This window comes from Brevibacillus sp. NRS-1366, assembly GCF_050467985.1.
On the sequence record NZ_JBITPN010000022.1, the window covers coordinates 380,945 to 407,483 of the forward strand.

General features: G+C 47.8%; 24 protein-coding genes. All 24 read right to left on the minus strand.

Translation table 11 applies throughout. The annotated features are described in order from the left end of the window. Positions 1-39 precede the first annotated feature (39 nt). On the minus strand, positions 40-1,629 hold the full coding sequence (locus ACIFQN_RS18545; protein ID WP_429834504.1) for a DEAD/DEAH box helicase: 1,590 nt from the start codon (positions 1,627-1,629) through the stop codon (positions 40-42). A gap of 6 nt (positions 1,630-1,635) precedes the next feature. Further along, entirely contained in the window at positions 1,636-2,880 is a 1,245-nt protein-coding gene (locus ACIFQN_RS18550; protein WP_429834505.1) for a competence/damage-inducible protein A, read from the minus strand. A gap of 107 nt (positions 2,881-2,987) precedes the next feature. Further along, complete coding sequence (pgsA, locus tag ACIFQN_RS18555; protein WP_429834506.1) at positions 2,988-3,563, minus strand: CDP-diacylglycerol--glycerol-3-phosphate 3-phosphatidyltransferase; 576 nt, start codon at positions 3,561-3,563, stop codon at positions 2,988-2,990. Next, the gene (gene rimO, locus ACIFQN_RS18560; protein WP_429834507.1) at positions 3,564-4,910 is read right to left on the minus strand and encodes a 30S ribosomal protein S12 methylthiotransferase RimO; all 1,347 of its coding nucleotides are present in this window, start codon (positions 4,908-4,910) and stop codon (positions 3,564-3,566) included. It abuts the gene before it with no gap. 114 nt (positions 4,911-5,024) lie between these two features. Then, the gene (locus ACIFQN_RS18565; protein ID WP_429834508.1) at positions 5,025-5,915 is read right to left on the minus strand and encodes a helix-turn-helix domain-containing protein; all 891 of its coding nucleotides are present in this window, start codon (positions 5,913-5,915) and stop codon (positions 5,025-5,027) included. A gap of 12 nt (positions 5,916-5,927) precedes the next feature. Then, entirely contained in the window at positions 5,928-6,707 is a 780-nt protein-coding gene (locus tag ACIFQN_RS18570) for a DUF3388 domain-containing protein (RefSeq protein ID WP_429834509.1), read from the minus strand. A gap of 108 nt (positions 6,708-6,815) precedes the next feature. Then, a complete protein-coding gene (locus ACIFQN_RS18575) occupies positions 6,816-7,085 on the minus strand; it encodes a DUF3243 domain-containing protein (RefSeq protein WP_429834510.1) in 270 nt (89 codons plus the stop codon). Between the two features lie 96 nt (positions 7,086-7,181). Then, entirely contained in the window at positions 7,182-7,916 is a 735-nt protein-coding gene (gene ymfI / locus ACIFQN_RS18580) for an elongation factor P 5-aminopentanone reductase (RefSeq protein WP_429834511.1), read from the minus strand. Positions 7,917-7,925: 9 nt separating this feature from the next. Then, positions 7,926-9,218, minus strand: a complete 1,293-nt coding sequence (gene yfmH / locus ACIFQN_RS18585) for an EF-P 5-aminopentanol modification-associated protein YfmH (RefSeq protein WP_429834912.1) — start codon at positions 9,216-9,218, stop codon at positions 7,926-7,928. Next, a complete protein-coding gene (yfmF, locus tag ACIFQN_RS18590; RefSeq protein ID WP_429834913.1) occupies positions 9,218-10,516 on the minus strand; it encodes an EF-P 5-aminopentanol modification-associated protein YfmF in 1,299 nt (432 codons plus the stop codon). Before yfmF ends, yfmH begins: the two co-directional genes overlap by 1 nt. A 219-nt stretch (positions 10,517-10,735) precedes the next feature. Next, the gene (locus tag ACIFQN_RS18595) at positions 10,736-10,891 is read right to left on the minus strand and encodes a hypothetical protein (RefSeq protein ID WP_429834512.1); all 156 of its coding nucleotides are present in this window, start codon (positions 10,889-10,891) and stop codon (positions 10,736-10,738) included. Between the two features lie 49 nt (positions 10,892-10,940). Further along, positions 10,941-11,990, minus strand: coding sequence for a stalk domain-containing protein (locus tag ACIFQN_RS18600; protein ID WP_429834513.1), 1,050 nt, complete (start codon positions 11,988-11,990; stop codon positions 10,941-10,943). Positions 11,991-12,071: 81 nt separating this feature from the next. Further along, complete coding sequence (locus ACIFQN_RS18605; protein WP_429834514.1) at positions 12,072-13,031, minus strand: ABC transporter permease; 960 nt, start codon at positions 13,029-13,031, stop codon at positions 12,072-12,074. Further along, on the minus strand, positions 13,031-14,104 hold the full coding sequence (locus ACIFQN_RS18610; protein WP_429834515.1) for an ABC transporter permease: 1,074 nt from the start codon (positions 14,102-14,104) through the stop codon (positions 13,031-13,033). The genes ACIFQN_RS18605 and ACIFQN_RS18610 overlap by 1 nt, the downstream gene beginning before the upstream one ends. Beyond that, a complete protein-coding gene (locus ACIFQN_RS18615; RefSeq protein WP_429834914.1) occupies positions 14,101-15,612 on the minus strand; it encodes an ABC transporter ATP-binding protein in 1,512 nt (503 codons plus the stop codon). The genes ACIFQN_RS18610 and ACIFQN_RS18615 overlap by 4 nt, the downstream gene beginning before the upstream one ends. A gap of 121 nt (positions 15,613-15,733) precedes the next feature. Further along, a complete protein-coding gene (locus tag ACIFQN_RS18620) occupies positions 15,734-16,789 on the minus strand; it encodes a BMP family lipoprotein (protein ID WP_429834516.1) in 1,056 nt (351 codons plus the stop codon). A 58-nt stretch (positions 16,790-16,847) separates the two neighbouring features. Then, positions 16,848-17,573, minus strand: coding sequence for a GntR family transcriptional regulator (locus ACIFQN_RS18625; protein ID WP_429834517.1), 726 nt, complete (start codon positions 17,571-17,573; stop codon positions 16,848-16,850). Positions 17,574-17,795: 222 nt separating this feature from the next. Beyond that, positions 17,796-20,165 carry a DNA translocase FtsK gene (locus tag ACIFQN_RS18630; RefSeq protein ID WP_429834518.1) on the minus strand — a complete coding sequence of 790 codons (2,370 nt, stop codon included), beginning with the start codon at positions 20,163-20,165 and terminating at the stop codon, positions 17,796-17,798. Between the two features lie 121 nt (positions 20,166-20,286). Then, on the minus strand, positions 20,287-20,517 hold the full coding sequence (locus ACIFQN_RS18635) for a YlzJ-like family protein (protein WP_429834519.1): 231 nt from the start codon (positions 20,515-20,517) through the stop codon (positions 20,287-20,289). Further along, a complete protein-coding gene (locus tag ACIFQN_RS18640; protein ID WP_429834520.1) occupies positions 20,514-21,350 on the minus strand; it encodes a ClpP family protease in 837 nt (278 codons plus the stop codon). The genes ACIFQN_RS18635 and ACIFQN_RS18640 overlap by 4 nt, the downstream gene beginning before the upstream one ends. A 130-nt stretch (positions 21,351-21,480) precedes the next feature. Then, positions 21,481-23,157, minus strand: coding sequence for a ribonuclease J (locus ACIFQN_RS18645; protein ID WP_429834521.1), 1,677 nt, complete (start codon positions 23,155-23,157; stop codon positions 21,481-21,483). 144 nt (positions 23,158-23,301) lie between these two features. Next, positions 23,302-24,168, minus strand: coding sequence for a 4-hydroxy-tetrahydrodipicolinate synthase (gene dapA / locus ACIFQN_RS18650; protein ID WP_429834522.1), 867 nt, complete (start codon positions 24,166-24,168; stop codon positions 23,302-23,304). A 59-nt stretch (positions 24,169-24,227) separates the two neighbouring features. After that, positions 24,228-25,454: an aspartate kinase gene (dapG, locus tag ACIFQN_RS18655; RefSeq protein ID WP_429834523.1), complete on the minus strand. Its 1,227-nt coding sequence runs from the start codon at positions 25,452-25,454 to the stop codon at positions 24,228-24,230. Between the two features lie 11 nt (positions 25,455-25,465). Beyond that, positions 25,466-26,506: an aspartate-semialdehyde dehydrogenase gene (locus ACIFQN_RS18660; RefSeq protein ID WP_429834524.1), complete on the minus strand. Its 1,041-nt coding sequence runs from the start codon at positions 26,504-26,506 to the stop codon at positions 25,466-25,468. Positions 26,507-26,539 lie beyond the last annotated feature (33 nt).

Here is a 26,539-nt window from a genome sequence, read left to right on the forward strand (position 1 = left end):
GCGAAATGGCTGTTTTACGTCTATGTTATCGGCTTCCCATTAGGAACGCTTTGCGCCACGAGGCTTAGCTGGCTCCAGATTGATCCGCTTTCCATTGATTCGAGTCTGACGCAGGGATTCGTAAACGAACGCTGCAACCTCTTCCGGAACCTCTACAAACGTGAAGTTCTCGAAAATGTCGATACGACCTACAGACTTTCCTGGAATCCCTACTGATTCAGAAATTTCCCGGACCAAATCTTGCGGTTTCATGTTTGCATTGCGACCAACGTTGAGGAAGAAACGAACCATGCCTTTTGCAGCACCAGTTTCTCCGAAGTTGTACGCTTCTGTCTCTTGCGCTTGACCTGCTTCGCTGTGGAACGCAAGGTGAAGAGCTGCGGCCGCTACCTTTTCGGCAGGATATTGGCCCACCAGTGAATCTGCCACTTTTTGATACATATCTGCGATTGCGTCGCTCTCAAGCAAGCTAGTCAATTGCTCACGCAGCTGCTCTTGTTTGCGTTCCGCTACTTCCTCTAGGGAAGGCACGTTACGAGACAGCACCTGCGCCTTGGTTTGCTTTTGGATAAACATCATTTGTCTTACTTCACGCGGTGTAACAAGCGTCATGGCGATACCTTTGCGGCCTGCGCGGCCAGTACGGCCAATCCGGTGCACGTAGCTCTCGGAATCTTGAGGAATATCGTAGTTGATTACGTGAGAAACGTTGCCTACGTCAATTCCACGCGCTGCTACATCTGTCGCGATCAAGAACTCAATAGAGCCTTCACGGAATGCGTTCATGACCTTGTCACGCTGCGCCTGAGAGAGGTCACCGTGCAAGCCGTCTGCGAGATATCCGCGGGACTGCAATACTTCGGACAGCTCATCCACACCACGTTTTGTGCGGCAGAAAATGATACCCAGCTCAACGTCTTCGCTGTCCAAAATACGGCAGAGGCTTTCAACTTTATTGCGATCAAATACTTTGTAGTATACCTGTTCAATCAATGGAGCGGTTACTTCCTCACGGCTCACAGCAACTGTTTGTGGCTGCTTCATGTAACGGATAGCCAGACGCTTGATCTCTGGCGGCATCGTTGCGGAGAACAGCAGGGTTTGACGCTCTTCCGGCATATGCTGGATGATCGTCTCAATGTCCTCGATGAAGCCCATGTCCAGCATTTCATCTGCTTCATCCAGTACCAGTGTATGGACATTCTCCAGCTTCAGCGTTTTACGACGCAGATGGTCCATAATACGTCCAGGTGTACCTACTACTACCTGCACGCCTTGACGCAGCGCACGAATTTGGTGTCCAATGGATTGTCCACCGTAAATCGGCAACGTACGTACTTTATTGTATTTCGAAATACGCAAGAGCTCCCCTGCAACCTGAATCGCCAACTCGCGAGTCGGAGTGAGAACGATCGCCTGCACACGGTTTGCCGGTGTTACCTTTTCAACCAGCGGAATGCCGAACGCTGCGGTTTTACCTGTCCCGGTCTGAGCTTGACCAATCAGGTCTCCGCCATCCAATACCTTTGGAATACATGCTGCCTGGATCGGCGATGGTTCTTCAAAACCCATATCGTGGATCGCTTGAAGAATAGATTTATGTAAAGGAAAATCAGAAAAAATCGTCATAAAATGTCACCTTTCTTTTTGCATTTGCAGCGCATAAAATAGCGCGTATTTAGCGGCACGCCCAGTAATCGCCTGCCTTCTTCCTGCCAGGCGCAGTTCTTTCACGACTGTTGGCGCTCCCTCCGCTGCAATCCCCACGTAGACCAATCCCACAGGCTTGCCCTCGGATGGATCAGGTCCCGCTACTCCCGTTACGGAAACCCCATAAGTCGTTCCTAGTTTTTCTCTCACATTTTCTGCCAAAATCTTCGCAGTCTCTTCGCTAATTGCTCCAACCGTATGTAACACTGCTTCGGGCACACCTAGTACCTGATGCTTTACTTCGTTCGTGTAGCAAACGATTCCACCACCAAAGACGGCAGAGCTTCCCGAAACAGAAGTAATGAGAGAGGCAAGTGTTCCACCTGTGCAGCTTTCTGCACAAGCTATCGTTTCCCCACGCTGGCCCAGTTCCTTCACCAAGACTTCATGCAGCGACGAGTTTTCACCCATCCCGTACACGTACTGTCCCACGCGATCGCGAATCTCTTTTTCCACCGGTAAAATAAGGGCTTCCCCTTCTTCTATGGTCGATGCTCTCGCGGTAATTCGCAGCGTCACTTCAAATTCCTTCGCGTATGGTGCGATCGTTGGATTTTCTTGTTTCTCGATCAAATCAAGCAAGCGTTCCTCCAAAGCTGATTCACCAATCCCGTAAAAGCGAAGCACGTGCGAATGAAACACTTGCTTCTCTGGTAACAGATCAATCAAATACGGCATGACGTGACGCTCAACCATCGGATAAAGTTCACTAGGTGGTCCAGGCAAGAGCACGAACGTACTACTGTCATGACGGATCGCCATGCCAGGCGCCATCCCGAAATCATTGGAGAAGACATGACTTCCAGCAAGCACTAGCGCTTGCTTCCGGTTGTTCTCCGTCATGACAATCCCACGTTGCAAAAAGAAATCTTCAATGCGCTTCATTGCCTCAGGATTGGTTTCCAACCCTACTCCCACATGCTCAGCTACCGATTCCTTCGTCAGGTCGTCCTGAGTGGGTCCCAGACCGCCCGTAAAAATGACGAGATCTGATCGCCCAGCCGCTAGACGAATCACCTGTAGTAATCGCTCCGTGTTATCTCCCACAACGGTATGAAAATAAACTCCCACACCAATATCCGCCAGTTTCTGTGAAAGAAACTGGGCGTTTGTATTGGCGATTTGACCTAGCAACAGCTCGGTCCCTACCGCGATAATCTCCGCTCTCATTTTCCTCATCCATTCTCTTCGAGAGTAGAAAAGCCTCTAAACTAACAGTTTACCACCTACAACCGTTCTAGAGAAGCCTCTTGTGAAAAAAGAGACCAATACCCGCATTACGAGTATTGGATAACGTTGCGGTTCTTCGCAAAATAATCGTATCCGGAGTAAAGCGTGATGAGGACCATTGCCCAAATGGCAACCTCGTCAAATGGGATCCCGAAGAACGCGAATGGAAAGTTGCGAATCATTACAGCCGTGATTGCAACAATCTGCACCCACGTCTTCAGTTTACCCAGTGCGCTGGCGGCAATAACCTGTCCTTCTGCCGCTGCAACCAACCGTAGACCTGTCACCGCAAACTCCCTGCTGATGATCACAATGGCGATCCATGCTTCTAAACGCTGCATTTCAACCAATGAAATCAAAGCCGCAGAAATCAATAACTTATCCGCGAGCGGATCGAGAAACTTGCCCAAATTCGTCACGATTTTCCTTTTGCGCGCGATATAACCGTCGAGTCCGTCCGTACTGGCTGCCAGGATAAACACCAAAGCCGCAATGAGCTCGTTATAGGTCATCGTCAGACTGCCAATGGAAAACGTCCCGATGTTGTATTTCACCAGCAAAAAAAACATGACTACTGGCACCAGGAAAATCCTAGCGAGGGTGATACGGTTGGCGAGATTCACCTAGACTACCTCCCCAGCTAAATCGTACTCATAGGAGTGCGTAATCTTTACTTTCACGATGGAGCCCAGTTCCCCTTTAAAACCGGAGACGAACACTTCGCCATCAATTTCAGGAGCGTCATACTGCGTACGACCTACATAAATATCATTGCGCCCCTCATACCGTTCAACCAGTACGTCGAGAACTTGACCGACAAAGCGACCATTGCGTTCATCCGCAACCTCACGCTGAATTTCCATCAAGATGTTAGCGCGTTTTTCCTTGGTTTCTTCGTCTACGTGGTCTGGCAGACGGGAAGCAGGCGTGTCATCCTCATTGGAGTACGTAAATACACCCAGACGATCAAAACGGATATCCTTTACAAACGCGGATAGACGTTCAAAGTCTTCCTCTGTTTCTCCCGGGAAACCTACAATCAAAGAAGTTCGCAGGGCAACATCAGGTACTTGCGCACGAATTTTTGCCACTAGCTCGCGAATATCTGTTTGTCGACCCGGACGACGCATTCTTTTCAGAATTGGATCCTCCGAGTGCTGCAGAGGCATATCTACGTATTTGCACACCTTCGGATTCGTGGCAAAGGTATGGATCAACTCATCGGTGAAGAATCCCGGATACGCATAATGCAGTCGAATCCACTCGATTCCATCTACCTCGGCCAAGCGATTCAAAAGCTCTGGGAGCATGAGCTTGCCTTCGTACAGGTCTGTACCGTAATTGGTGGAATCCTGTGCAATCAAGCTAATTTCCACAATGCCTTGTGATGCCAAATGCCGTGCCTCTTCAACGATAGACTCGATCGAGCGGCTGCGGAAGCCTCCACGCATCAGAGGGATACTGCAAAAGGTACATGCGTTATCACAGCCCTCAGCAATTTTAATATATGCAGAGTACGTACCTTCCTTTACTTTCCGCTTTACTACGTCTTCATACGTAAAAATTGGATTGCCTACAAAAATCGGTCGCTTGCCTTCTAGCGATTCCTCGATGATCCCTGTAATCGACATAAAATCGCCTGTTCCGACAATACCGTCCACCTCGGGAATCTCATTCAAGATATCCTCTTTGTAACGTTGGGTGAGACAGCCTGCCACCACTAGCGATTTTAGTTTCCCAGATTCCTTCAATTCTGCCATGTCGAGAATTTTGTTAACCGATTCTTCTTTGGCAGCGTCGATGAAACCACAGGTATTGACGATGACCACGGTTGCTTCGTCTGGATTATCAACCAGTTCATAGCCTTTTTCATCTATCAAATGGGCCATCATGTCCGAATCGACCAGATTCTTCTCACAGCCCAACGTCACAATCGCTACTTTTTCTCGCGTGCCTACCTTCTCTGCCATCTTTATTTTCCTCCAATTGGTCACACCAGCCCATATTACACCTACTCAGTATAATATAAGCCTAAAGGAAGTGTCAAAAGAGACAAAAGTATGAAAGGCAAGCATCGCGCTTGCCTACTGTGCTGCTGCTTCTTTGATTTTGATGGTAATATTGGACGGCATGAACTTCATTTTGGATGTATCGACTGCCACGCCATTGACTGTCAATTCTACGACGGTAGGCTTTCCTAAGCGAACATAAGCAGATTTTCCCAGCTCAATTGTTTTTTCTTGATCCTTTTTCAGTTCGCCTTCCTCCACGTATTTCTTCCCTCTTCCTTCTGAAACTCCAAACCAGCTTCTGTCGTCTTTCACTTTCAAATGAACGGTCATTTTTTCGGCGCCTTGCAGGGCGTACGTGTACATAGAGCCTTGCTGAGACTCAAAAGTGATGGTTGACTGTGGCGTTTCTGGAACGGGATCAGGGGTTGGCGTTTCCGGATCAGGAGTTGGTGTACCTGTAGGCGGTGGCGTTTGAACAGATGGAGGAGGTGTTGCTCCCCCACCACCAGGCGTAACGATCTCTGCTCCCGGAGTTACCGTCCCACCAGGCATTGGTTGGGTCATTGAACCTCCGGTGCTGTTCACAAAAGCGACATAGATGACCCCAATAATCAGCGCGATAAAAAGGACAAGCAAGGTCTTGGTTACCCAGCGACCTCCCTGCAGCGGATTATTCGCCGAAGCCACCCGACGGCGACGCAGTCTCTCCACTTGCTCAGTAGGCGGCTGAGATGGCAAATCCGACTGGAAGTGGCTCATGATGTGATTTGGATCGAGCCCTACTGCCTCCGCATAGCTTTTTATAAATGCACGCGCGTAAAAGTGGCCAGGAAGTACATGAAAATGCCCCCTTTCAATGGCTTCCAAATAGCGCCGCTGTATCTTGGTGATTCGTTGGATGTCGTCGAGCGAGATTCCCTTTTCCTCGCGGGCCCTTTGTAGTACTTGACCTAGCTCAGACACAGCTGCCCCTCCTTAATTCATGTCAAAATTATCAAAGCCGCGATTGTTGATTAATTCGTATGTAATTTCTTCATCTGGGTTATGTCGCAGCTCGATAATGTAATGGAAATCAGACAACTCATACTCTGATTCCCTTACAAAAATATCTGGATGCTCAATAATTTTCGCGGCAGGAAAGTTCATAATCTCTCGAAGCAAGGTGTAGTGCTTCTCCGTAGATCGCATAGTTGAAACAATTCCATCAATCAAATATACATGATCAGCAGACAGTTCATCAATGGCTAATGAGCTGCGGACAGTTTGACGTAGCAAAGTAGAAGAGATAAACGTCCAACGCTTATTAGCAGAGACACTAGCAGCGATCATGGATTCTGTTTTTCCAACACGCGGCATCCCGCGAATCCCAATCAGTTGATGTCCTTCTTTTTTGAGGATTTCCGCCATAAAGTCAACGAGTAAGCCAAGCTCATCCCGGACAAAGCGGAACGTCTTTTTGTCTTCACTGTCACGCTCAATATAACGGCCGTGACGGACAGCCAGACGATCCAGCATGGTGGGTGGACGAAGCCTCGTTATGGTTATGTTGTCCATTTTTTGCACAACGTTGCGCAGAACTTCAACTTTTTCATCATCGTCCGTCAATAACAGCATACCTCGGCGCATCGTATCAACGCCGTTGATCGTGACAATGTTAATGTTCAACATACCCAGAATAGAAGCTACGTCCCCTAAAAGACCAGGACGGTTACGAGCAATTTCGTACTCCATGTACCATTCTTTTTTTGCTTCCATATGCAATCCTCTCCGCCACCCAGAATTCTCTTCTTAAGTAGTATATCATGTTCCGATCAATCGACAATCGCGAAAAGAAAAATCCCCAAAAGAAGGGGATTTCAAAGCCTAATTGCCACGGCTCACATTATCGGAGTTCTCAACAAGCTTCAGCATGAGTGATGCGAGAGCCTGTTGCTGCTGTTGATCTCCCGCGTCCCACAACTGCTTCAACAGACGCTCCTGATCATTTTTTGGGTCCACTTGCTCAGACAGATAGCCTCCAATTTGGTAGGCAACGTTTTGTAATGTTTCACTTTCCATTCCTGCCTGTTTCGCTTGTTCTACTCGATCACCGAGAAACTCTTTCCAGTCGCGAAAATTGTCAAGAATCGACATGGGGAAATTCCCTCCTTTTGTACGTTGCGAACAGGTTTGCTGCCCACACAAGAGGTAGATTTCCATCTTTTCACGGAAATTATGCATCCGATAGACTTACGTATACCAACCACCATTCGGACTAATGATTTGTCCTGTCACATAGCTAGCTTCTCGGGTCAAAAGAAAGCGCACGACTGCTGCGACTTCTTCCGGTGTACCCAGCCGATTGGCAGGAATTTCTTCGGCAATCATCGCCAATTCATCGGGCGAGAAGCGCTGCATCATACCGCCTTGGATCGCACCTGGCGCTACAGCGTTCACCGTGATGCCGTTTGGAGCCATTTCTTTTGCTAATGCCTTCGTGAATGTATTGACAGCTCCTTTAGTCAAGGAATAAAGAACTTCACAGGAGCCGCCGGTCATGCCCCAAATCGAGGAAACGTTGACGATGCGCCCATGCCTTTCGCGCAGCATCGCAGGTAATGCCGCCTGACTAACCAAAAAGGAAGAACGAACATTAAGAGCGACCATTTCGTCGAACATATCCACAGAAACGTCGGAAAAAAGCCCGACATGATCGACCGAGGCGTTATTGACCACAAGAAGCGGAGCGATCGGCATGGTCTGGAACATGGCAGCAATTTGCTTGGGATCGCGCAAATCTGCTTGCAGCTTGCACGCGGGCACCCCTAATGTCTGGCACTTATGTACGAGTGAATCAAGATTGGATTCTGAAAGGTGGTAATGAAGATAGAGGGGAACTCCCGCCTCTGCCAGGCAAGAACCGATCGCTTGACCAATCTCCCCGGAAGCTCCCGTAATCAACGCCCATGGCGTTTTTTGATTCATGCTTGCTCACTACTCCTGTGGCGAAGCGGAACGAACGATGGAGATGGCCATCTGTTCAGGCACAAAATGCTCTTTCAAGCGTTGTTCAACATCTTCGCGGGTGATCGACTCTAGCGTCGGCACCACGGAAAACAGATCGTTTCCATTAAATTTGAAGCTGGTAAACTGATTGGCGATATATTCAACTGAATTCAACGAACGCAAGAAATTGCCGATTTTCTTCCGTTTTGCACGTTCAAAGTCATCCTGATTGACGCCTGTCTGCTTCAATTGTTCGATCTCTGCTTTGATGGTCGCAACCAACCGATCAGGATCAGGTGTATCACCGCCGATAATTGTATAGGCATAATCCTGCTCGCTGCTGTAATCAAAATCAAAGCTTTCCGTGATCAACCCACTGTCATACAGACGCTCGTAAACAGCAGAGCTGATGCCAAACGCGAGGTCCAATATCAGTTTAGTGGTCAGCTCACGTTTTAACAAGGCTTCTTTGGTGAGTCCATTTTCCCGTTCTTTGATCCCGATCATGCACTTGGGCAAGCCGACGGTCAGGAACGCTTCGACTTTGGCCTGGGCAGGCTCAGGCGGTTCTTCCGGAAAAAGTCTGGTGATCTGGGGAGCAGGAGGAAATTCCTTGCTCGACTGGTTCTGGCGAATCAACTTCATCATCGCTTCCGGCTCAAAGGATCCAACCACCAAAAGCAGCATGTTGGCAGGGTGATAAAACGTCTCGTAGCACTGGTAAAGATATTCCTTGGTGATATGCGATATAGTCTCAATTGTCCCAGCGATTTCAATATTGATTGGGTAATTTTTGTACATGGCCTTGAGCAGGTTCATGTAAACCTTCCAATCCGGATTATCATCGTACATCGTAATTTCCTGACCGATAATGCCCTTTTCTTTTTCCACGCTGGCATCAGTAAAATACGGATCTTGTACATAATCCAGAAGCAGATTCAGGTTGTCATCCAAATTGTCTGTGCAGGAAAAAAGGTATGCTGTTCGATTAAAGCTCGTAAAGGCATTGCATGACGCGCCATTTTTACTAAATTCGTGCATGACATCTCGATCTTTTTTCTCAAACATCTTGTGCTCGAGAAAATGGGCAATTCCATCTGGGACATTGATTTCTTCACCGTTTCGCATCCGAAAATGGCTGTCAATCGAGCCGTAGCGGGTGGTAAAGACGGCATAGGTCTTGCTAAACCCTTGCTTTGGAACTAGGTATACCTGCAGTCCATTCTCAAGTGTTTCATGATACACAGTTTCGTTTACTTGATCAAAGACGGTCGTCTGCATCATTGTGCCTCTCCCTTCTTGTCCCGCAAGAGATAGATCGTATCTATCTTCACCTTATCGGCTACCTTTTTGATGTCATCAATGGTCACGCCGTTGATCGCTTGCAATAACTCATCCAGTTGCCGCGCTCGCCCGCTAATGACTCCATTGTAGGTAAAATCAATCATGCCACGGGCACTATCCAACAGCTCCCGGAACTGATTGGACAAGGTAGCACGCGTCAAATTCATTTCTTCGTCGGAGATTGTTCCTTTTTGCATGAGGCCGAGCTGCTCCTTGATGATCTCGACAGCCCTCTGATATTTATTGACATCAATTCCGGACATGATCATGAGAATGCCCTTATGACTTTCCAACCTGGAAACAGCGTAATAGGCAAGACTCTCTTTCTCACGGACGTTGACAAAGAGCTTCGAGTGAGGAAAACCACCAAGAACACCATTGTACAGTAGCAGAGCAGGATAATCGTCGTCTTTGTAGGTAATTTGTGTGCGGCACCCGATGTTGAGCTTTGCTTGATTGACATCTAGACGATCAATAACTTCCCGTTCTTCTGAAACTTGTTTTGCCGTATTGTCAATCTGGAGCGTTTTCACAGCGGAACGCTCTAAAGGAATGTACGTTCGAATGAGCTCAGATACATTTTGCGGCTCCACGTCACCTACGACGAACATATTGATCGGGTTTGATGTTGTGATTTCTTGGAAATAGGTGTATAGCTCCTCACCTGTAATAGCAGGCAAATCCTTTACTCTTCCCTGAACAAGCAGCGAGAAGGGTTCTCCTTTGCACATTTCCTCAGTCACACGCTGATTGGCATACTTCATTTTGTCATCAATCAGGCTCTCCACGCGCTTGCGCAGTGTTTCTTTTTCTTGTGAGACGTACTTCTCGAGGAAGGAGCCATTTTCAACATGAGGTCTCGTTAACATATCTCCGACAAACTGTATGGCTGATCCCAAAAGAGTAGTATCCTTGGACAGGTACTTCTCATTTGGAACTTCCATGTAAATTTGCAGGACTTGACGCTCCCCTTTTTTCATAACGTCTACGTCAAAAATAGCACCATACAGAAAATCAAGATGCGCACGCAGCAGTTTTGTCTCAGGGAATCGGGCTGTTGCCCGTTTCATTACCATGGCAAGTAAGGCCGTTTTTGTTACGTGCTCCTCCGACAAGGCCTGTTCAATCATTGTCACAATGGTGGTTGTTTTGAACTTGGCAGTCGGAAGGATATGTACGTTCATCCCATTTACATGGGAGCTTTGAAACGTGATTTCAGTTGTTTGCGCACTCATATCCCATTCTCCCTTCTCCATCAGCTTACTCCTCTATTGTAACCAATTGGCAGGCCATCAAGCATCAGAATCTTCCAATGTCTTTTTCCTGTTATCAACGTATGCACCTGAGCACATCCCTACGACTCTTCAAACAGCTTCGACAGCGTATTGAATTTTTCCTATGAAAAAAGGAACAAACCGTGCATTCGAATCCAGCACAGCTTGCTCCTTAACGGGTTACAAGTCCATATAGTCCCATTCTCTGGGGTCTTCCGGTATGACATTCTCCTCTACAAATCGTCCGCAGTCGGCAGTGAGGCAAAGCATGCCATCCAGCTGTTCATCATGAAACGGTAAGCCATGATTTCCACCACAATAAGGACATGTCCACATACGAAGCCCTCCCTGTTTCAAAAGGATGTTCTTCGTCTAGTCTGTCCCATTATGAAAAAGGACTTACTACTTTATTTTGTTCCCAATAGCGCAGGTAATAATAAGGATCGACTGCTCGACCGTCATCGTTTCGATAGAGCCCAAAATGAAGATGGGGTGCAAACATCCCAACCGTGCCCGTACCACCATAACCTGTATCCCCGACAAATCCGATCAATTGTCCTGCCTTGATTGAATCGCCTATGCGCAATCCTGGAACAAAAGCACTCAAATGCGCATAATACATGCGAAACTGTCCGTTCTTGTCCGTAATGTTGACCCGCCAGCCCCCATATGTATTCCACCCGACACGATTAATGGTTCCCGCAGAAACGGAATAGACTGGTGTGCCTTTTGGCGCCATGATGTCGATCCCCTCATGTCTGCGTACACTTCCACTGTTGCTCTCTGTCCATTCACGATCCGAGCCAAAACTATCACCATACGGTTCGTACCAGCTACGATTGTCAAAAGGAAATAGGTAGCTGCTTTGGAGAAGTGCAATTTCGCTACGTGTATCTCCTGGTTGAACCACATACGGATTGGATGCTGCCTTGACCGAAGCAACCAAATCCTCGGCTGGACGAGATTCTATTTGCGCAACACCTGCGGTTCCATCCCAATGTAAACGGTATCCGAGCGCCTCACTGACAAAGCGGATGGGCACCACTGTACGCTTGTTTACTATCTTCGGTGGTACATCGAGGGTAAAGCGCTTTCCATTGACATAAGCGATTCGGCTGTTCACGATCAACGATACATGCTTGCCCTTTTCTCCAAGTGTGACTTGTCTCGTGGCAGCGTCATACCCGACTGCAGCGCCAGTTGCTTCAGCAACAGTACGGATCGGCACAAGCATACGACCATTTTCCCGCAACGGCTTCACATCAGAAAAGACACCCTTTCCGTTTATGACCAAGGATACCGTTGGCCCCGGCTCTTCTGCCAAAGCTACACCACCCTTATCAAACAACCCAAAGCAAAGGCTCAGACAAACAAAAAAAGCGCCTAGAAGCCTGGGCCAAAGAAGACTGCTGTTCGTATGTAAACAGCGGTTCATCAAATCCCCTCCCCGCGCGAATTCACAATAAAAATTATCGCACAGGGAAAGAGCCAGGTTCTAGACGCTAAATTTTGTCAACTAGCGGGAGCCCGTTTCGTACGGTTTACCCAAAGCTGCTGGAGCACTTGAACGACCAACCAGACCAGCCATGACGAGAATCGTCAATACATACGGAAGCATAAAGATAAATTCCGTAGGTACGTACTTGGTCAAGCCAAAGATTTGGACTAGAGATTTGATCGCCTGAGCGACACCAAAGAACAATGCTGCTCCCATGGCGCCAGCGGGATGCCATTTCCCAAAGATCAAAGCGGCAATGGCAATAAAGCCTTGACCAGAAACGGTATTATGAGAGAAGTTACTGGTTGTGGTAAGTGAAATAGTAGCTCCACCCAATGCAGCCAGAGCACCGCTTATCATGACTGCTGTATAGCGCATTCTCTTCACGTTAATCCCGACCGTATCTGCCGCACGCGGATGCTCGCCAACTGCGCGTAGACGCAAGCCAAACGGAGTCTTAAACACCAGATACCACGTCAGGAAAACGCAGATAAACGCTAAATAGCTCGTCGGATAGGCCTCAAAAATGGCATGACCCAAATACGGAATATCATGCAGCCACGGGATGCTCCACTTGCCAAAAACTTGACTCAGTGTAGTTGTTTGACCCGCACCATTAAAAATGATTTTGGTTAAATAAACAGACAGACCAGCCGCCAAGAAGTTCAAGGCAACACCACTTACCGTTTGATCCGCTTTAAAGGATACAGAGGCAACAGCGTGGGGAAGTGCGAAAATCGCTCCACCGATCCCCGCCGCTAAAAATCCGATCCAAGGTGCGGCGCTCCCTAGAGAATCTTGAAAAGCATAAGTGACAACCGCACCGGTAAACGCTCCGATAATCATCATGCCCTCTAGCGCGATGTTGACTACGCCAGAACGCTCCGAATAGAGTCCACCTAATGACGCAAAAATCAAGGCCGTGGAAAACACGATGGTATCATGAACCAGGTTGCTAAGAATGACTCCCCAATCCATCAGTTTCCACCTTCCTTTTTCTTCTTCAAGATTGGTTTCACAAAAATCTTCACGATGCCGTGTGCTGCCACGAAGAAAATAACGGAAGCGATCACGACACGAATCAATTCAACTGGCACACCAGCGCCGAACTTCATTCCCGCTGCCCCGAACGTCAAAATCCCGAACAAAATCGCTGCGAGTACAACACCCAGTGGAGTATTTCCGCCGATCAAAGCGACAGCGATTCCGTCAAATCCGTAACCCGGCTGCGCAGTCATGATTGCTTGATAGTGGAAGACACCTAAAATTTCGCATGCCCCACCAATCCCTGCAAACATACCACCGATGAACATGGCCTTTACCACATTTCGGTTTACGCTCATTCCTGCGTATTCAGAAGCGTGTGGGTTCAAACCAACCGCACGCAATTCGTAACCAGACTTTGTCTTCCAAAGGATGACGTAAAAGAAAATAGCTGCCAGTATCGCAATGAGTGTTCCCCAGTGCAAACGAGCACTGTCAAACATAGTAGAGAGCCAACCGATTGTAATCACTGCTGAATCACTAATCATTTCAGAGCGCTGCTGCCCTGCCGGGATAAAAAATGCATTCATCACCCAGTTTGCGAAGTAAAGAGCAACCCAGTTCAGCATGATACTGGTAATAACTTCATTTACACCTCGTGCTGCTTTCAAGTAGCCAGCAATAGATCCCCACAGACCACCCGCGACCGCACCGGCAATCACTGCAAGTGGAGCATGAATATAAGCCGGCAGATCAAAGGAAACACCTACTGCTGTGGAAGCAACCATCCCTACAATAAATTGCCCTTCCGCCCCGATATTGAAGAGGCCCGTCCGAAACGCAAACGCTACTGCAAGACCTGTAAAGATGAGCGGTGTAATTTGCCGAATGGTTTCCCCGAAGTTATACGCACTGCCAAATACTTTTTCCAAGAGAGCAACGTAAGCTTTGACAGGATTGAAACCACCAGCAAGCATTGCCACAGCTCCAGTCAAGAGGCCCAGAACGATTGCAACAAGAGGAACGAGGAACGATTCTTTTGTAAAGACTGCGATCACTTTATTCATCGTTTCTCCCCTCCATCCATCCCTTTTCCGCCAGACATCATCAAGCCGAGTTCTTGCTCGGTTGTTGACTTGGCATCGACAATACCAACAATTTGTCCTTCGTAGATAACCGCAATTCGGTCAGATACGTTAATAACCTCATCCAGCTCCAGCGAGAGGAGGAGTACCGCTTTGCCATTATCCCGTTGTTCGATTAAGCGACGATGGATAAACTCAATAGCCCCAACGTCCAATCCACGAGTCGGTTGAGCCGCAATTAAGAGGTCAGGATTCTTGTCCACTTCGCGAGCAATGATCGCCTTTTGTTGGTTACCGCCGGAAAGAGCGCGTGCTGGGGTATAAATGCTTGGTGTACGAACGTCAAACTCTTCGATGAGCTTTGCCGCATGCTTGTCAATGGCGCCATAATCGAGAAAACCGTTTTTATTAAACGTTGGATGGAAATAGGTTTCCATTACCATATTTTCACTCATGGTGAAATCAAGAATCAGTCCCCGTTTATGTCGGTCTTCCGGAATATGGGATAAGCCGGACTCCGAAATAGTACGAGGTGTTTGGTTAGTGATTTCTTTACCATTAAGAAGGACACGACCGCTTGTCGCCTTGCGCAATCCCGTTAGTACTTCGATCAGTTCGCTCTGTCCATTGCCATCTACGCCAGCAATCCCCAGGATTTCACCAGCACGTACTTCCAGGTTAATGCTGTTGAGCGCATTTACTCCGCGGTTCCCCATTGCCGTAACGTTTTCAACAGCCAAGATCGTCTGTTTTGGCTCGGCAGCTTTTTTGTCAACACGGAAGCTCACCTCACGTCCAACCATCTTTGCTGCCAAATCGTCTGGATTCGTATCTTGAACCAATACAGAATCAATTACTTTTCCCCGACGAATGATCGTAACCGCATCACAAACCGCCATAATTTCCTTGAGCTTGTGGGTAATCAGGATAATGGTTTTACCTTCTTTAACCAAGTTATGCATGATTTCAATGAGTTCATGGATTTCTTGCGGGGTCAATACTGCGGTCGGCTCGTCGAAAATCAAAATGTCCGCACCACGGTAAAGCGTTTTCAAAATCTCCACACGCTGTTGCATCCCAACAGAAATATCTTGAATCTTGGCTCGCGGATCAACTTTAAGCCCGTATCTGTCTGAAAGCTTTTCAACTTCTTTCTCTGCGTGCCGGATATCTATCTGTAACCCGTTTTTCGGTTCATTTCCTAAAACAATGTTTTCAGTTACTGTAAATGTTTCAACTAGCATAAAATGCTGATGCACCATACCAATACCTAGCTCGTTTGCTACATTGGGGCTTGTGATTTTAACAGGCTTTTCATTGATGAGGATCTCGCCTTCATCGGGTTGATACAAACCAAATAAAATGTTCATTAAGGTAGACTTGCCCGCGCCATTTTCTCCGAGAAGCGCGTGAATTTCCCCATGCTTCACAGACAACGTAATCCTATCATTTGCAATGATTCCTGGGAAACGCTTGGTAATACCACGCATTTCAACAACTTTCTTTACCGGATTCAACCATGTTCCCCCCGTTTTTGTGGGTCTAGTTTGAAGGTAAAGAACAAGGCTAGTTGCAAGAACTAGCCTTGTCCGTTTGCAGCTTCAATGTATTTTACTTATCAGGTACAGTGATTTCGCCTTTAACGATTTTTTGCTTGTACTCTTCAACCAGTTTCAAAACGTCTTCAGGAACGTTTTTGGTGGAAGTGGAAGCCAAGCCTACACCGTCTTCAGCAAGACCGAGCCATTTAATTTTTCCACCCTCGAATTTACCTTCAGTCAGGTCTTTGGATACGAGGAATACAGCTTCATCAACGCGTTTTACCATGGATGTCAGTGTGATTTCATCACCGAATGTCAGAGACTGGTCTTTATCTACACCAATGACCCATACATCTTGACCTTTTGCTTTGCGGTCTTTTGCTTCGTTGAACACGCCATCACCAGTTCCGCCGGAAGCGTGGAAGATGATGTCAGCACCTTGGCCGTACATTTGGGATGCAGTAGACTTGCCGACGTCCGGTTTGTCAAATGCACCAGTGTATACTTTGATTACTTGAACACTAGGATCTGCTGCTTTTACCCCAGCCTCAAAGCCCAATTCAAAACGTTTGATTACGGGGATTTCTACGCCACCCACGAAACCAACTTTTTTCGTTTTAGACATTTTCGCAGCTACAACACCAGCGAGGAAAGAACCTTCGTGCTCTTTGAAGAGAACAGATTCAACGTTTGGTGCTTCAACTTCCGCGTCGATGATCGCGAGTTTGGACTCTGGGTTATCTTTAGCCACTTTTTTCAGGTGGTCACCCATCAAGAAGCCGATACCCCAAGTCAGATCCCATTTGTCTTTTACAAATTGAGTCAAGTTTGGTACGTAATCAGCATCGCTTGTGGATTGAAGAAAGTTTACATTGTCTTTCGGGAGATTCAGTTCGGTTTGCAGTTTTTGCAGACCTTCCCAAGCGCTCTGGTTAAAGGAGTTGTCGTTTACGCCACCAACGTCAGTAACCATACCGACCTTAATCGTTGGAGCGGAACCGCCAGCTGCTCCTCCGCTTGCACCAGTCTGTCCTTGAGGCTGTGCTTCTGGTTTGCTACCGCAGCCAGCTAAAACGAGAGACAGGCTGAGAGTTGCCACAGAAAGCACGGATAGAACTTTTTTCATCTGAGAATACCCCCTGTTTTTAGTAGAATGAAATTGTTGAGTGAGGTTGCCCCCACGGTTACAACCGTCTTCGAACGACGTGGAAGTGAATTTTATCAGCTCTGAAGTAATTGTGGGAGTAAAGCACTGGCCGTTCACTTTCGTCATAGTGAATCTGCTTCAGCAAGAGCAGTGGTGTGGATTTGTCGCAATGCAGCAGATTGGAAACCTTTTCATTGTAGCCCATCGGTTCAATCTGAGCGACCGCATAGGCAATGCGCACCCCTGTCACGCTTTCCAGCCATTTAAAGATTGACTCTCCCCCTGCTGTATAGCCCTTCGGTACCAGATGAGCAGGAATGCGGTCAACGCAGTAAACTACTGGCTCTCCGTCAGCCGTACGAACGCGTTCTACCATGAGCACGCCTTCGCCCGGATTTAAGGAAAGTCGTTTCCTCTCTTCTTCAGCAGACTCGCCAAAGGATGTCTTCAGGATCATTGTTCCTGCCGTATAGCCTTGACGTTCGATTGCATCCGTCACACTAAAGAGTTCCCCAATTCCACCGGAAAAAACAGGTTTTGAATTGATAAAGGTTCCTACTCCGTGCCTTCGAATGACAATCTTCTCCTCTTCCAGAAGACGGAGTGCTTCGCGAAGTGTTGCCCTGCTTACGCCTAACTGTTTTGACAGCTCGGCTTCAGAAGGGAGGCGTTCTCCTGCACGTAGCTGCCCCGATTCGATATCGCTCTTGATTTTATCCATTACCAAGAGACAAAGTGATCGAACATTCCCTTTGATGCTCATCGTCATTCACTCCTGCTGTCCTTTAGCCATCCCAACAGGTAGGACGTCAGACCTCTGATTCGTATGAGACGTGATACAACAATTTCCTTCAATCTCTAAGAATTTTACCTTAGGGGCGAGTATCATGCAAGCCAAATATTTATGAATAAAAGTGCATATTCATAAAATACTCTAAGTCAACTCGCCCATTATAAAATAATTTTTACTAAGGCTGTTCTCCTGCTACGAAATATTGCTCTCGATTGAAGGTCTTGGCAAGCGTACTTCCCGAGGTTTGCTCCCCTCGTAAGGACCTACCACCCCTCTTGCTTCCATCATGTCGATGAGCCGAGCCGCCCGTGTATATCCGACTCGCAAACGACGTTGCAAGAGTGATGCGGATGCTGTTTGTGCTTCTGAAACGATTTGCACCGCTTGATCGTACAGCTCGTCATCTACAACAGCTGGCTGCTCTTCCTGCATTTCTCCCGGAATCATTTCTTCGTTGTAACGCACTTCCTGCTGTTCTTTTACGAAACGGACAACTTCCTCGACTTCCTTGTCGGAAACAAAAGCCCCCTGGACGCGAATCGGTTTGGACGCTCCCATTGGCAAGGAAAGCATATCACCTCTGCCCAGCAGCTTTTCTGCGCCACCCATATCCAAAATCGTGCGGGAATCCGCCATAGATGATACTCCAAACGCGATGCGGGACGGAATATTTGCCTTGATGACACCTGTAATGACATCAACAGATGGGCGCTGAGTAGCAATGATCAAATGAATACCCGAAGCACGCGCCATTTGCGCCAGTCGGCAAATCGCGTCCTCGACTTCACCGGGTGCAACCATCATCAAGTCTGCCAGCTCATCGACGATCACGACGATATAGGGCAGTGGCGCCCCTTCCACTTGGGCATTGTACATTTCGATATTTCGGCTGCCGGTTTTGGCGAATAAATTGTATCTGCGTTCCATCTCTGACACTACTTTTTTCAGTGCAACAGAAGCACGGCGTGGATCGGTTACTACGGGTGCCAATAAGTGTGGAATTCCGTTGTATACATTCAATTCCACCATTTTCGGATCGACCATCATCAGCTTCACTTCTTCTGGCTTGGCCTTGAACAAGATGCTCATAATGAGACCATTAATGCATACTGACTTTCCGCTTCCTGTCGCTCCGGCAACTAAAAGATGGGGCATTTTCGTCAGGTCTGCTACGATGGGCTCTCCTGAAATATCTCTTCCCAAAGCAACTGTCAGTTTGCCGGGAGCATCTTGGTATTGCGGCGCTTCCAGCACTTCTCGCAAAGAAACGACAGCGACTTCTGAATTCGGCACCTCAATCCCAATAGCTGATTTCCCTGGAATCGGTGCCTCGATACGGATATCCTTTGCAGCCAAAGCAAGTGCCAGGTCGTCCGTCAAGCTAACAATTCGACTTACTTTTACACCTGTGGCCGGCTGTACCTCATAACGGGTAACTGCCGGTCCTCTATGTACTTCAGAGACAGTAGCGTTGACTCCAAAGCTTTTCAGCGTCTGAACCAATTTATTTGCATTGGATGTATGGTCGACATCTTTGCCACCAGCGCTCGCTCGCGGGCGGGAGAGCATTTGCAGACTAGGGAGCTCATAAGGCACCGCGGGTAGCCCACTCTCCGTTTCCAGCGTACCCAAGATCTCCTCATCTCCCTCCAGGGCAAAAACGATTTCTTGGTTCGCTTGCGGAGATGGAGAGGCAGACTTTTGCCGGACGGTACTCGGTTCCTCTTCATCATCTTGCGCGATTCGGTCGGCAAAATCACGGATAACGGGAATGACCGGCTCTGTATCCTGCTCATCCGGGTGGGTACTTGGCAAAGCATTTTCTTTTAGAACAGAAACGGCCACAGCCTGTTTTTCTTCCTCTTGCTTTTGCTTGCGAGCCTCCACGGCTTCTTTGGCTTCCTGTTTTCGCTTCTCACTTTCCTCCTGCAGGAGCTGGACGGAGTCTTTTACCGTGTCCTTTGCCTTGCCGTACATTTGCTCTATTTTGTCTCTTAGGAACATTAGGATGTTCACATAGGACAGATTAAACAAGAACATCAGACCGACCAGGAACAAGAACACAATGATGAGGCCTGTACCAATTGTACCTACCAGCCCGTTACAGACGGCAAATACAAGGGCTCCTACCATTCCGCCGCCAACACCGGTTGTGGAAACCTTTTGGCTGTGATCCAGCCAGAGTCTGTCCCACGTGACTCGTACAATGCTCTGCTCTGCAAACTTCCCATCAGCTGTAATCTGCTTGAACAGCATCATGTGATCCCAGGTAAAGATGCCCACCGCAATCAATAAGATCCCCAGCACCCGATACGTGATGCGCGGTGACTTTCGGGTAAACATCATATGTATCGCCATTCCGATCAATAAAACAGGAATAATGAAGTCCCATGATCCGGCGATGAAGCGGAATATAAAGGCCAGCACGTTTTTACCCAGCCACCCACTTTCCAATAAACCGATCAGGGATAAGACGATGATCAAAAGTCCCAGCAGCTCTATTTTGACAACCGAGGCCAATGCCGCTTGCGACCGCTCTCGTTTTCTCCTACTCACTGGCACGCCTCCTCCTAGTGTTTTCACTGTCTACGTACAAAATGGTAAAAAGGCAGCCGTCTGCTGTTCGGCTGCTGTTCGTACATGACTAGTATAACACAGGAAATTCATAGAAATACAGGACTTCTTAGCCAAGCCATTCCGGCTGAAATCGAATGGTTTGTCCGGGCGCATAGTGGGGCTTTAAATAGTCTTGAGGATCAGGACTGATAAGCCGTACAATACGCCCTTCAAACGGACCGGTCTGCTCTACAAGCATAGTCGCATGACCGTTCACGATTTCTTTCAGCTCTTGCTTTTCTACCTGTTCCATATTGGCAAAAACGGTTTCCATCGGAATGATGGAATAGAAAATCATTGCAAGACACCTTCCTCGCCGTTTCGAACCTTTTCAATGAGTTCATTCAGTTTTTTCAACGCCTTGCCGAGGCCCCCGACTTCATCGATCAAGCCGTATTTCACGGCGTCTACCCCGATTACATTCGTACCTATATCACGTGTCAACTCTCCTGTGCGGGTCATCAGCTCGCGAAACTTTTGCTCCGAAACATCGGAGTGACGGGCGATAAAGCTGACCACACGATCCTGCATCTTGTCGAGATACTCAAACGTCTGCGGAACACCAATGACAAGTCCTGTCAGACGAATCGGATGGATCGTCATGGTTGCTGTTTCCGCAATAAAGGAGTAGTTGCCAGCAACTGCAATCGGAACGCCTATGCTGTGTCCCCCGCCCAACACCAGCGTAACGACCGGTTTGGATAGCGAGGCGACCATTTCCGCAATCGCGAGTCCGGCTTCTACGTCTCCTCCCACTGTGTTGAGGATAACAAGCACACCCTCAATTTTATTATTCTGCTCGGCGGCTACAAGCTGCGGAATGAGATGCTCATATTTGGTTGTTTTGTTTTGAGGAGGTAGTTGAATATGGCCTTCTACTTGTCCGATGATACTCATACAATAAATATTGCTTTCCAGCTGCGGCACATTGGTTTGACCTAGTTGGGTAATTGAGTCAAGCAGCTTCTTCTTTGGATCCTCCGATGCTGGTGTTTCATCAGGAGGTGCGACAGAAGGTTCCTGTTCTTCAGCAGAGGAAAGCTGTTGCGGTAGAACCTCTTTGCTATTGTCTGTATACGTTCCGGCAAATGGTGGGCGATTCAAGAAATCGCTGAATTGTTGCTTCGACATGGCTGATCCTCCCTCACTTTCCTCTGTAGTATGGTTAAGGAAAGGGAAAAAAATGCACCGATGGAAGCATATAAAAAAGCTGGAGCTCCATTTACGAAGAAGGAGTTCCAGCTTTTCAGCACAATCTGATTTACACTTCCATGATAATCGGAAGGATCATCGGACGTCGACGCGTCTGTTCGTACAAATAGCGACCGAGCGCCTCTTTCACATTATTTTTCAGGGATGACCATTCGTTCACATTTTCTTCCATGCATTTGACAAGTGTTTGGGTCACTATGCGATTAGCCTCATCCAAGAGCTCCTCTGATTCGCGTACATAGACGAAACCGCGGGAAATGATGTCTGGACCAGACAAAATCGTGCCATTTTGTTTGCTGAGTGTAACGACAACTACCAGAATTCCATCCTGAGATAGTAATTTGCGATCCCTTAGTACAATATTTCCTACATCCCCAACACCCAGGCCATCAATCAGGACATTGCCTGCATGCACCTTGGGACCATATCTCGCTTTGCCTCCCGAGATTTCCACCGTATCGCCATTATCCAGCAAGAAGATGTTTTCCTCGGGAATTCCTACTTGTTCACCAAGCAGTGAATGACTTTTCAGCATGCGGTATTCGCCATGGATCGGAATAAAGTACTTTGGTTTCATCAAGTTCAGCATGAGACGCAATTCTTCTTGGCTGCCATGACCGGAGACGTGGACGGTTCCGTTTGGTCCATGGCCGCCGTAAATTACGTCGGCACCGATTCGAGATAACTGGTCAATCGTGCGCGCCACATATTTTTCATTCCCTGGAATGGGAGTGGCAGCGATGATAACCGTGTCTCCTGGAAGGATGTCAATTTTCCGATGGGCGGATCGGGCCATACGAGTGAGCGCAGACATGGGCTCTCCTTGGCTTCCAGTTGACAAGATAACGACTTGTTCTGCAGGCAATTTGTTAATTTCATCGATTTCAACAATCAACCCTTCAGGGACCAGGAGATATCCCAGATCCCTGCTGATGTTGATTACGTTTTGCATACTTCTGCCGACCACTGTCAGTTTTCGGTTGAATTGCGCTGCGGCATCAACTACCTGCTGAATCCGATGAACATTGGAAGCAAAGGTAGAAACGACAATGCGACCAGATGCTTTCGAAAACACATCCTTGATCGCAATACCAACGGAACGCTCCGATCCAGTAAAACCAGGTCGCTCAGCATTCGTGCTGTCAGAAAGAAGGCATAGTACCCCTCTGTCACCGATCATGGCCATTTTAGCCAAATCAGCCATCTGATTGTTTACTGGTGTCTGATCGAATTTGAAGTCACCCGTGTGAACGACGTACCCTTCCGCTGTTTCCAGGCATACTCCTACACAATCAGGGATGCTGTGATTCACACGGAAAAAGGTCGCTTTCATATTGCCGAGGACAATCTCCGAATCACCGTTGATCAACACGCGTTTGGTATCACTTAGGATGCCCGCTTCCTTTAATTTTGCATCAATTAATCCAAGGGTAAGTTTTGTCGCATAAACTGGAACGTTCAAGTGCTTCAGCACGTAGCTTAGGCCACCGATGTGGTCTTCGTGTCCATGCGTAATAATAATACCCCGAACCTTGTCCCGATGCTCTTCCAGATAAGATATATCTGGAATAACCATATCAATCCCCAGCATTTCTTCTTCCGGGAATTTCAATCCGGCATCAATAACGACGATATCATCATCGCATTGTACCACGTACATATTCTTCCCAATTTCGCCAACTCCGCCCAGGGCAAAAATGAGAACAGAGTGATTCGATTTTGCCAAAACGTGTAACCTCCTATATTTAGTTGTCATGTCCACTCAAATAAACCGCCCCAAATCACTTGTTATCATTATACCCGAAGTGAAAACCTTAACACAAGGAAAAAGAGCCACCCCCCATGGAATGGCCCTTTTTCTTCTATCCAGTTAAACAAGCAAAGAATGAACAAACGCTTTTTCCTGCTCGTTTAATTCAACGAGTGGCAGGCGAACACCGCCTACTTCGATCCCCAGCTTTTCCAGGGCTACTTTCGTTGGCCCAGGGCTTGGGTAAGCGAATAAGCCCTCGAATACCGGCATCAACTTGCGATGCAAGCTTGCTGCATCTGCATGGTTCCCTGCTAAAAATGCATTTATCATATCTGTCATTTGGCGGCCAACAACATGGCTGGCTACACTGACAATACCCACTCCACCAATTGATAGGGTCGGTAAGGTCAAGCTATCATCACCGCTATACAATTCGAAGCCCTCTGGTGCGTGCTCAATGATTTGTGCCATCTGAGCTAAATTGCCCGATGCTTCTTTGACGCATACAACATTAGGTAACTCTGCCAAACGCAGAGTAGTCTGAGCTGTAATGTTTACCGCTGAGCGGCCAGGCACATTGTACAGCATGACTGGCAAATCTGTAGAGTCAGCCAGTGCTTTAAAATGCGCGTAAAGCCCTTCTTGTGATGGACGGCTGTAATAGGGAGCAACAAGCATAACTGCATCGACACCTACGGATTGTGCTGCTTGCGTAAATTCAATGCTCGCAGCGGTATCATTGCTGCCGGTTCCAGCAATAATATGGCATTTTCCTTTTGCATACATAACCGCATGCTTGAACAGTGCGAGCTTTTCCGCACCTGAAAGCGTGGGAGATTCGCCTGTTGTTCCAGAAATGACAATACCTTCACTGCCTGTCGCTATTAAATGATCAATAAGGTGCTCTGTTTTCTCGTAATCAACCTGCAATTGGTCATTGAATGGCGTTACCATAGCGGTAACCAGTCGGCCAAAACGTGCCACTACCTCTCCAACTCCTCTATTCGTGATCAGTAGGTATTATTTTTTTATATGATTATCGCTCACATGTGGTGTGCATGTAAATGAAACTGTTGGTGAAGTGCTCGCACTGCTTTCACCATATCCATTTCGTGCACAAGTACCCAGATGGTCGTATGGGAGTCGGCAGATTGAAGAATTTGAACGTCATCTTGCGTCAAAGCCTCGACGATTTGTGCCATGACACCCGGCACTCCTGTCATCCCTGCCCCAATCACTGATACTTTTGCGCAGTGAGGCAACAGCTGAGGCTCATACCCCATCTCTGTTAACAGCCCAGCTGCTTTTGGCCCCATTTCGTCATGCACAGTATAGGCGACACCTAATGGATTCACGTTGATGAAATCAACACTGATGTTGTTGGTTGCCATTGTTTTAAAAACTTGCAATTGTGTATCGTAGTACCCTTCCTTGTTGGCGACTTTAATCTGGGTGATATTAGGTACGTGGGCAATCCCCATAACGATGCGATCGTGAACCGTATACCCTAGCTTACCCATTTCGTGCATCGTGGTAACTAGTGTACCGGGGTCGTCCGAAAATGTGGAGCGGACTCGAATTGGCACGTTTCCCTGCATCGCGATTTCCACGGCCCGGGGGTGAATAACCTTCGCCCCCAGATGAGCCATGTTACAAATCTCTGTGTACGTAACCATGGAAAGAGGCTGCGCTTCCTCCACAATTCGCGGGTCTGCAGTCATAATGCCTTCGACATCGGTGAAAATATCGACCATTTCAGCTTGCAAGGCAACTCCAAGAGCAGTAGCAGTCGTATCACTGCCCCCGCGTCCTAATGTCGTAATCTCCCACTCGGCTGTTCGCCCTTGAAAACCTGGTACGATCACGACATGGCCCGCTTTCAGGTCTTGCAAGATACGGCCGGGATCAATCGAGATGATCTGTGCATTTGAAAAATCATCGCTGGTGACGATGTTTGCCTGACCACCCGATAAGATCGTCGCTTTTATCCCGCGTGCATGCAGCATGCTGCACATGACCGTTGCTGAAATGATTTCACCGGTATGCATTAGCATATCCGTTTCTCGACTTGGCAGTTGGTGTCCATTACTGCGAACTAACTGCAAAAGTGTATCGGTTGCATAGGGATCGCCTTTACGACCCATCGCCGACACGACAACGACTAGGGCATAGCCTTCGTCGATCGCTTTTTCCATATGGTAGATTGCCCTCATCCGGCAATCTTCCGTCGTCAAGGAAGAACCACCGAACTTCTGGACGAGAATCTTCACAAACCTCTCCCCTATGCTCTTGCTTTGATGAGTTCTTCTGCGATTTGCACCGTATTCCATGCCGCACCTTTGAGAAGGTTGTCAGAAACGATCCACATATGCAGCCCGCGAGGATGATGGAGATCGCGTCGCACGCGGCCCACGAATACATCGAGTTTGCCGGTTGCATCAGTAGCAAGCGGATAGCGCTGCTCTTCTGGCACGTCTACCAATACGACACCCGGAGCATTTTCCAGCAGCGCTTTCACTTCTGCCAAATCATAATCCTGTTTCAACTCAACATACACGGATTCGCTGTGTCCATAGACGACCGGGATTCGCACGCATGTGGCAGAAACTAATACTGTTTCATCATTGAAGATTTTTTTCGTCTCGTTAATCATTTTCATTTCTTCATAAGTAAATCCATTTTCTGTAAATGCATCAATCTGTGGAATCGCATTAAAAGCGATTGGATGGTGAACAGGCAACTTTCCTACAGGAAGGACATTACATTCTGCTTCCTTGCCGTCCAAAACATCGCGGCTTTGGGTCAATAGCTCATTAATCGCCGATTGACCCGCACCAGATACAGCTTGATAGGTTGAAACGATGATTCGGTCTATGCCAAAACGATCATACAAGGGTTTCAGAGCGGCTACCATCTGAATTGTTGAGCAATTCGGATTCGCAATAATTCCTTTATTCGCGAGCGCAGCATCCATGTTTACTTCCGGAACGACCAAAGGAACCTCAGGATCCATTCGGAATGCACTAGTGTTGTCAATAACGACTGCACCATGGCGCACAGCGTGGTGAGCTAACTCCTTGCTGATAGACCCACCAGCACTAAACAGGGCATAGTCAATTCCGGCAAAGCTCTCAGGCGTTGCTTCCTCCAAAACAATTTTTTGTCCCTTGAACGTTACCGTCTTACCAGCGGAACGTCCAGAAGCAAGCAGCTTGAGTTGTTTGATCGGAAAATTGCGCTCTTCTAGAATTTGAATCATTTGCTGTCCTACAGCACCGGTAGCACCGACTACAGCTACATTGAAAGTCAGTTGGTTAGCCATCTCTTACTCTCCTCCTAATCGCGAAAAAGCAGG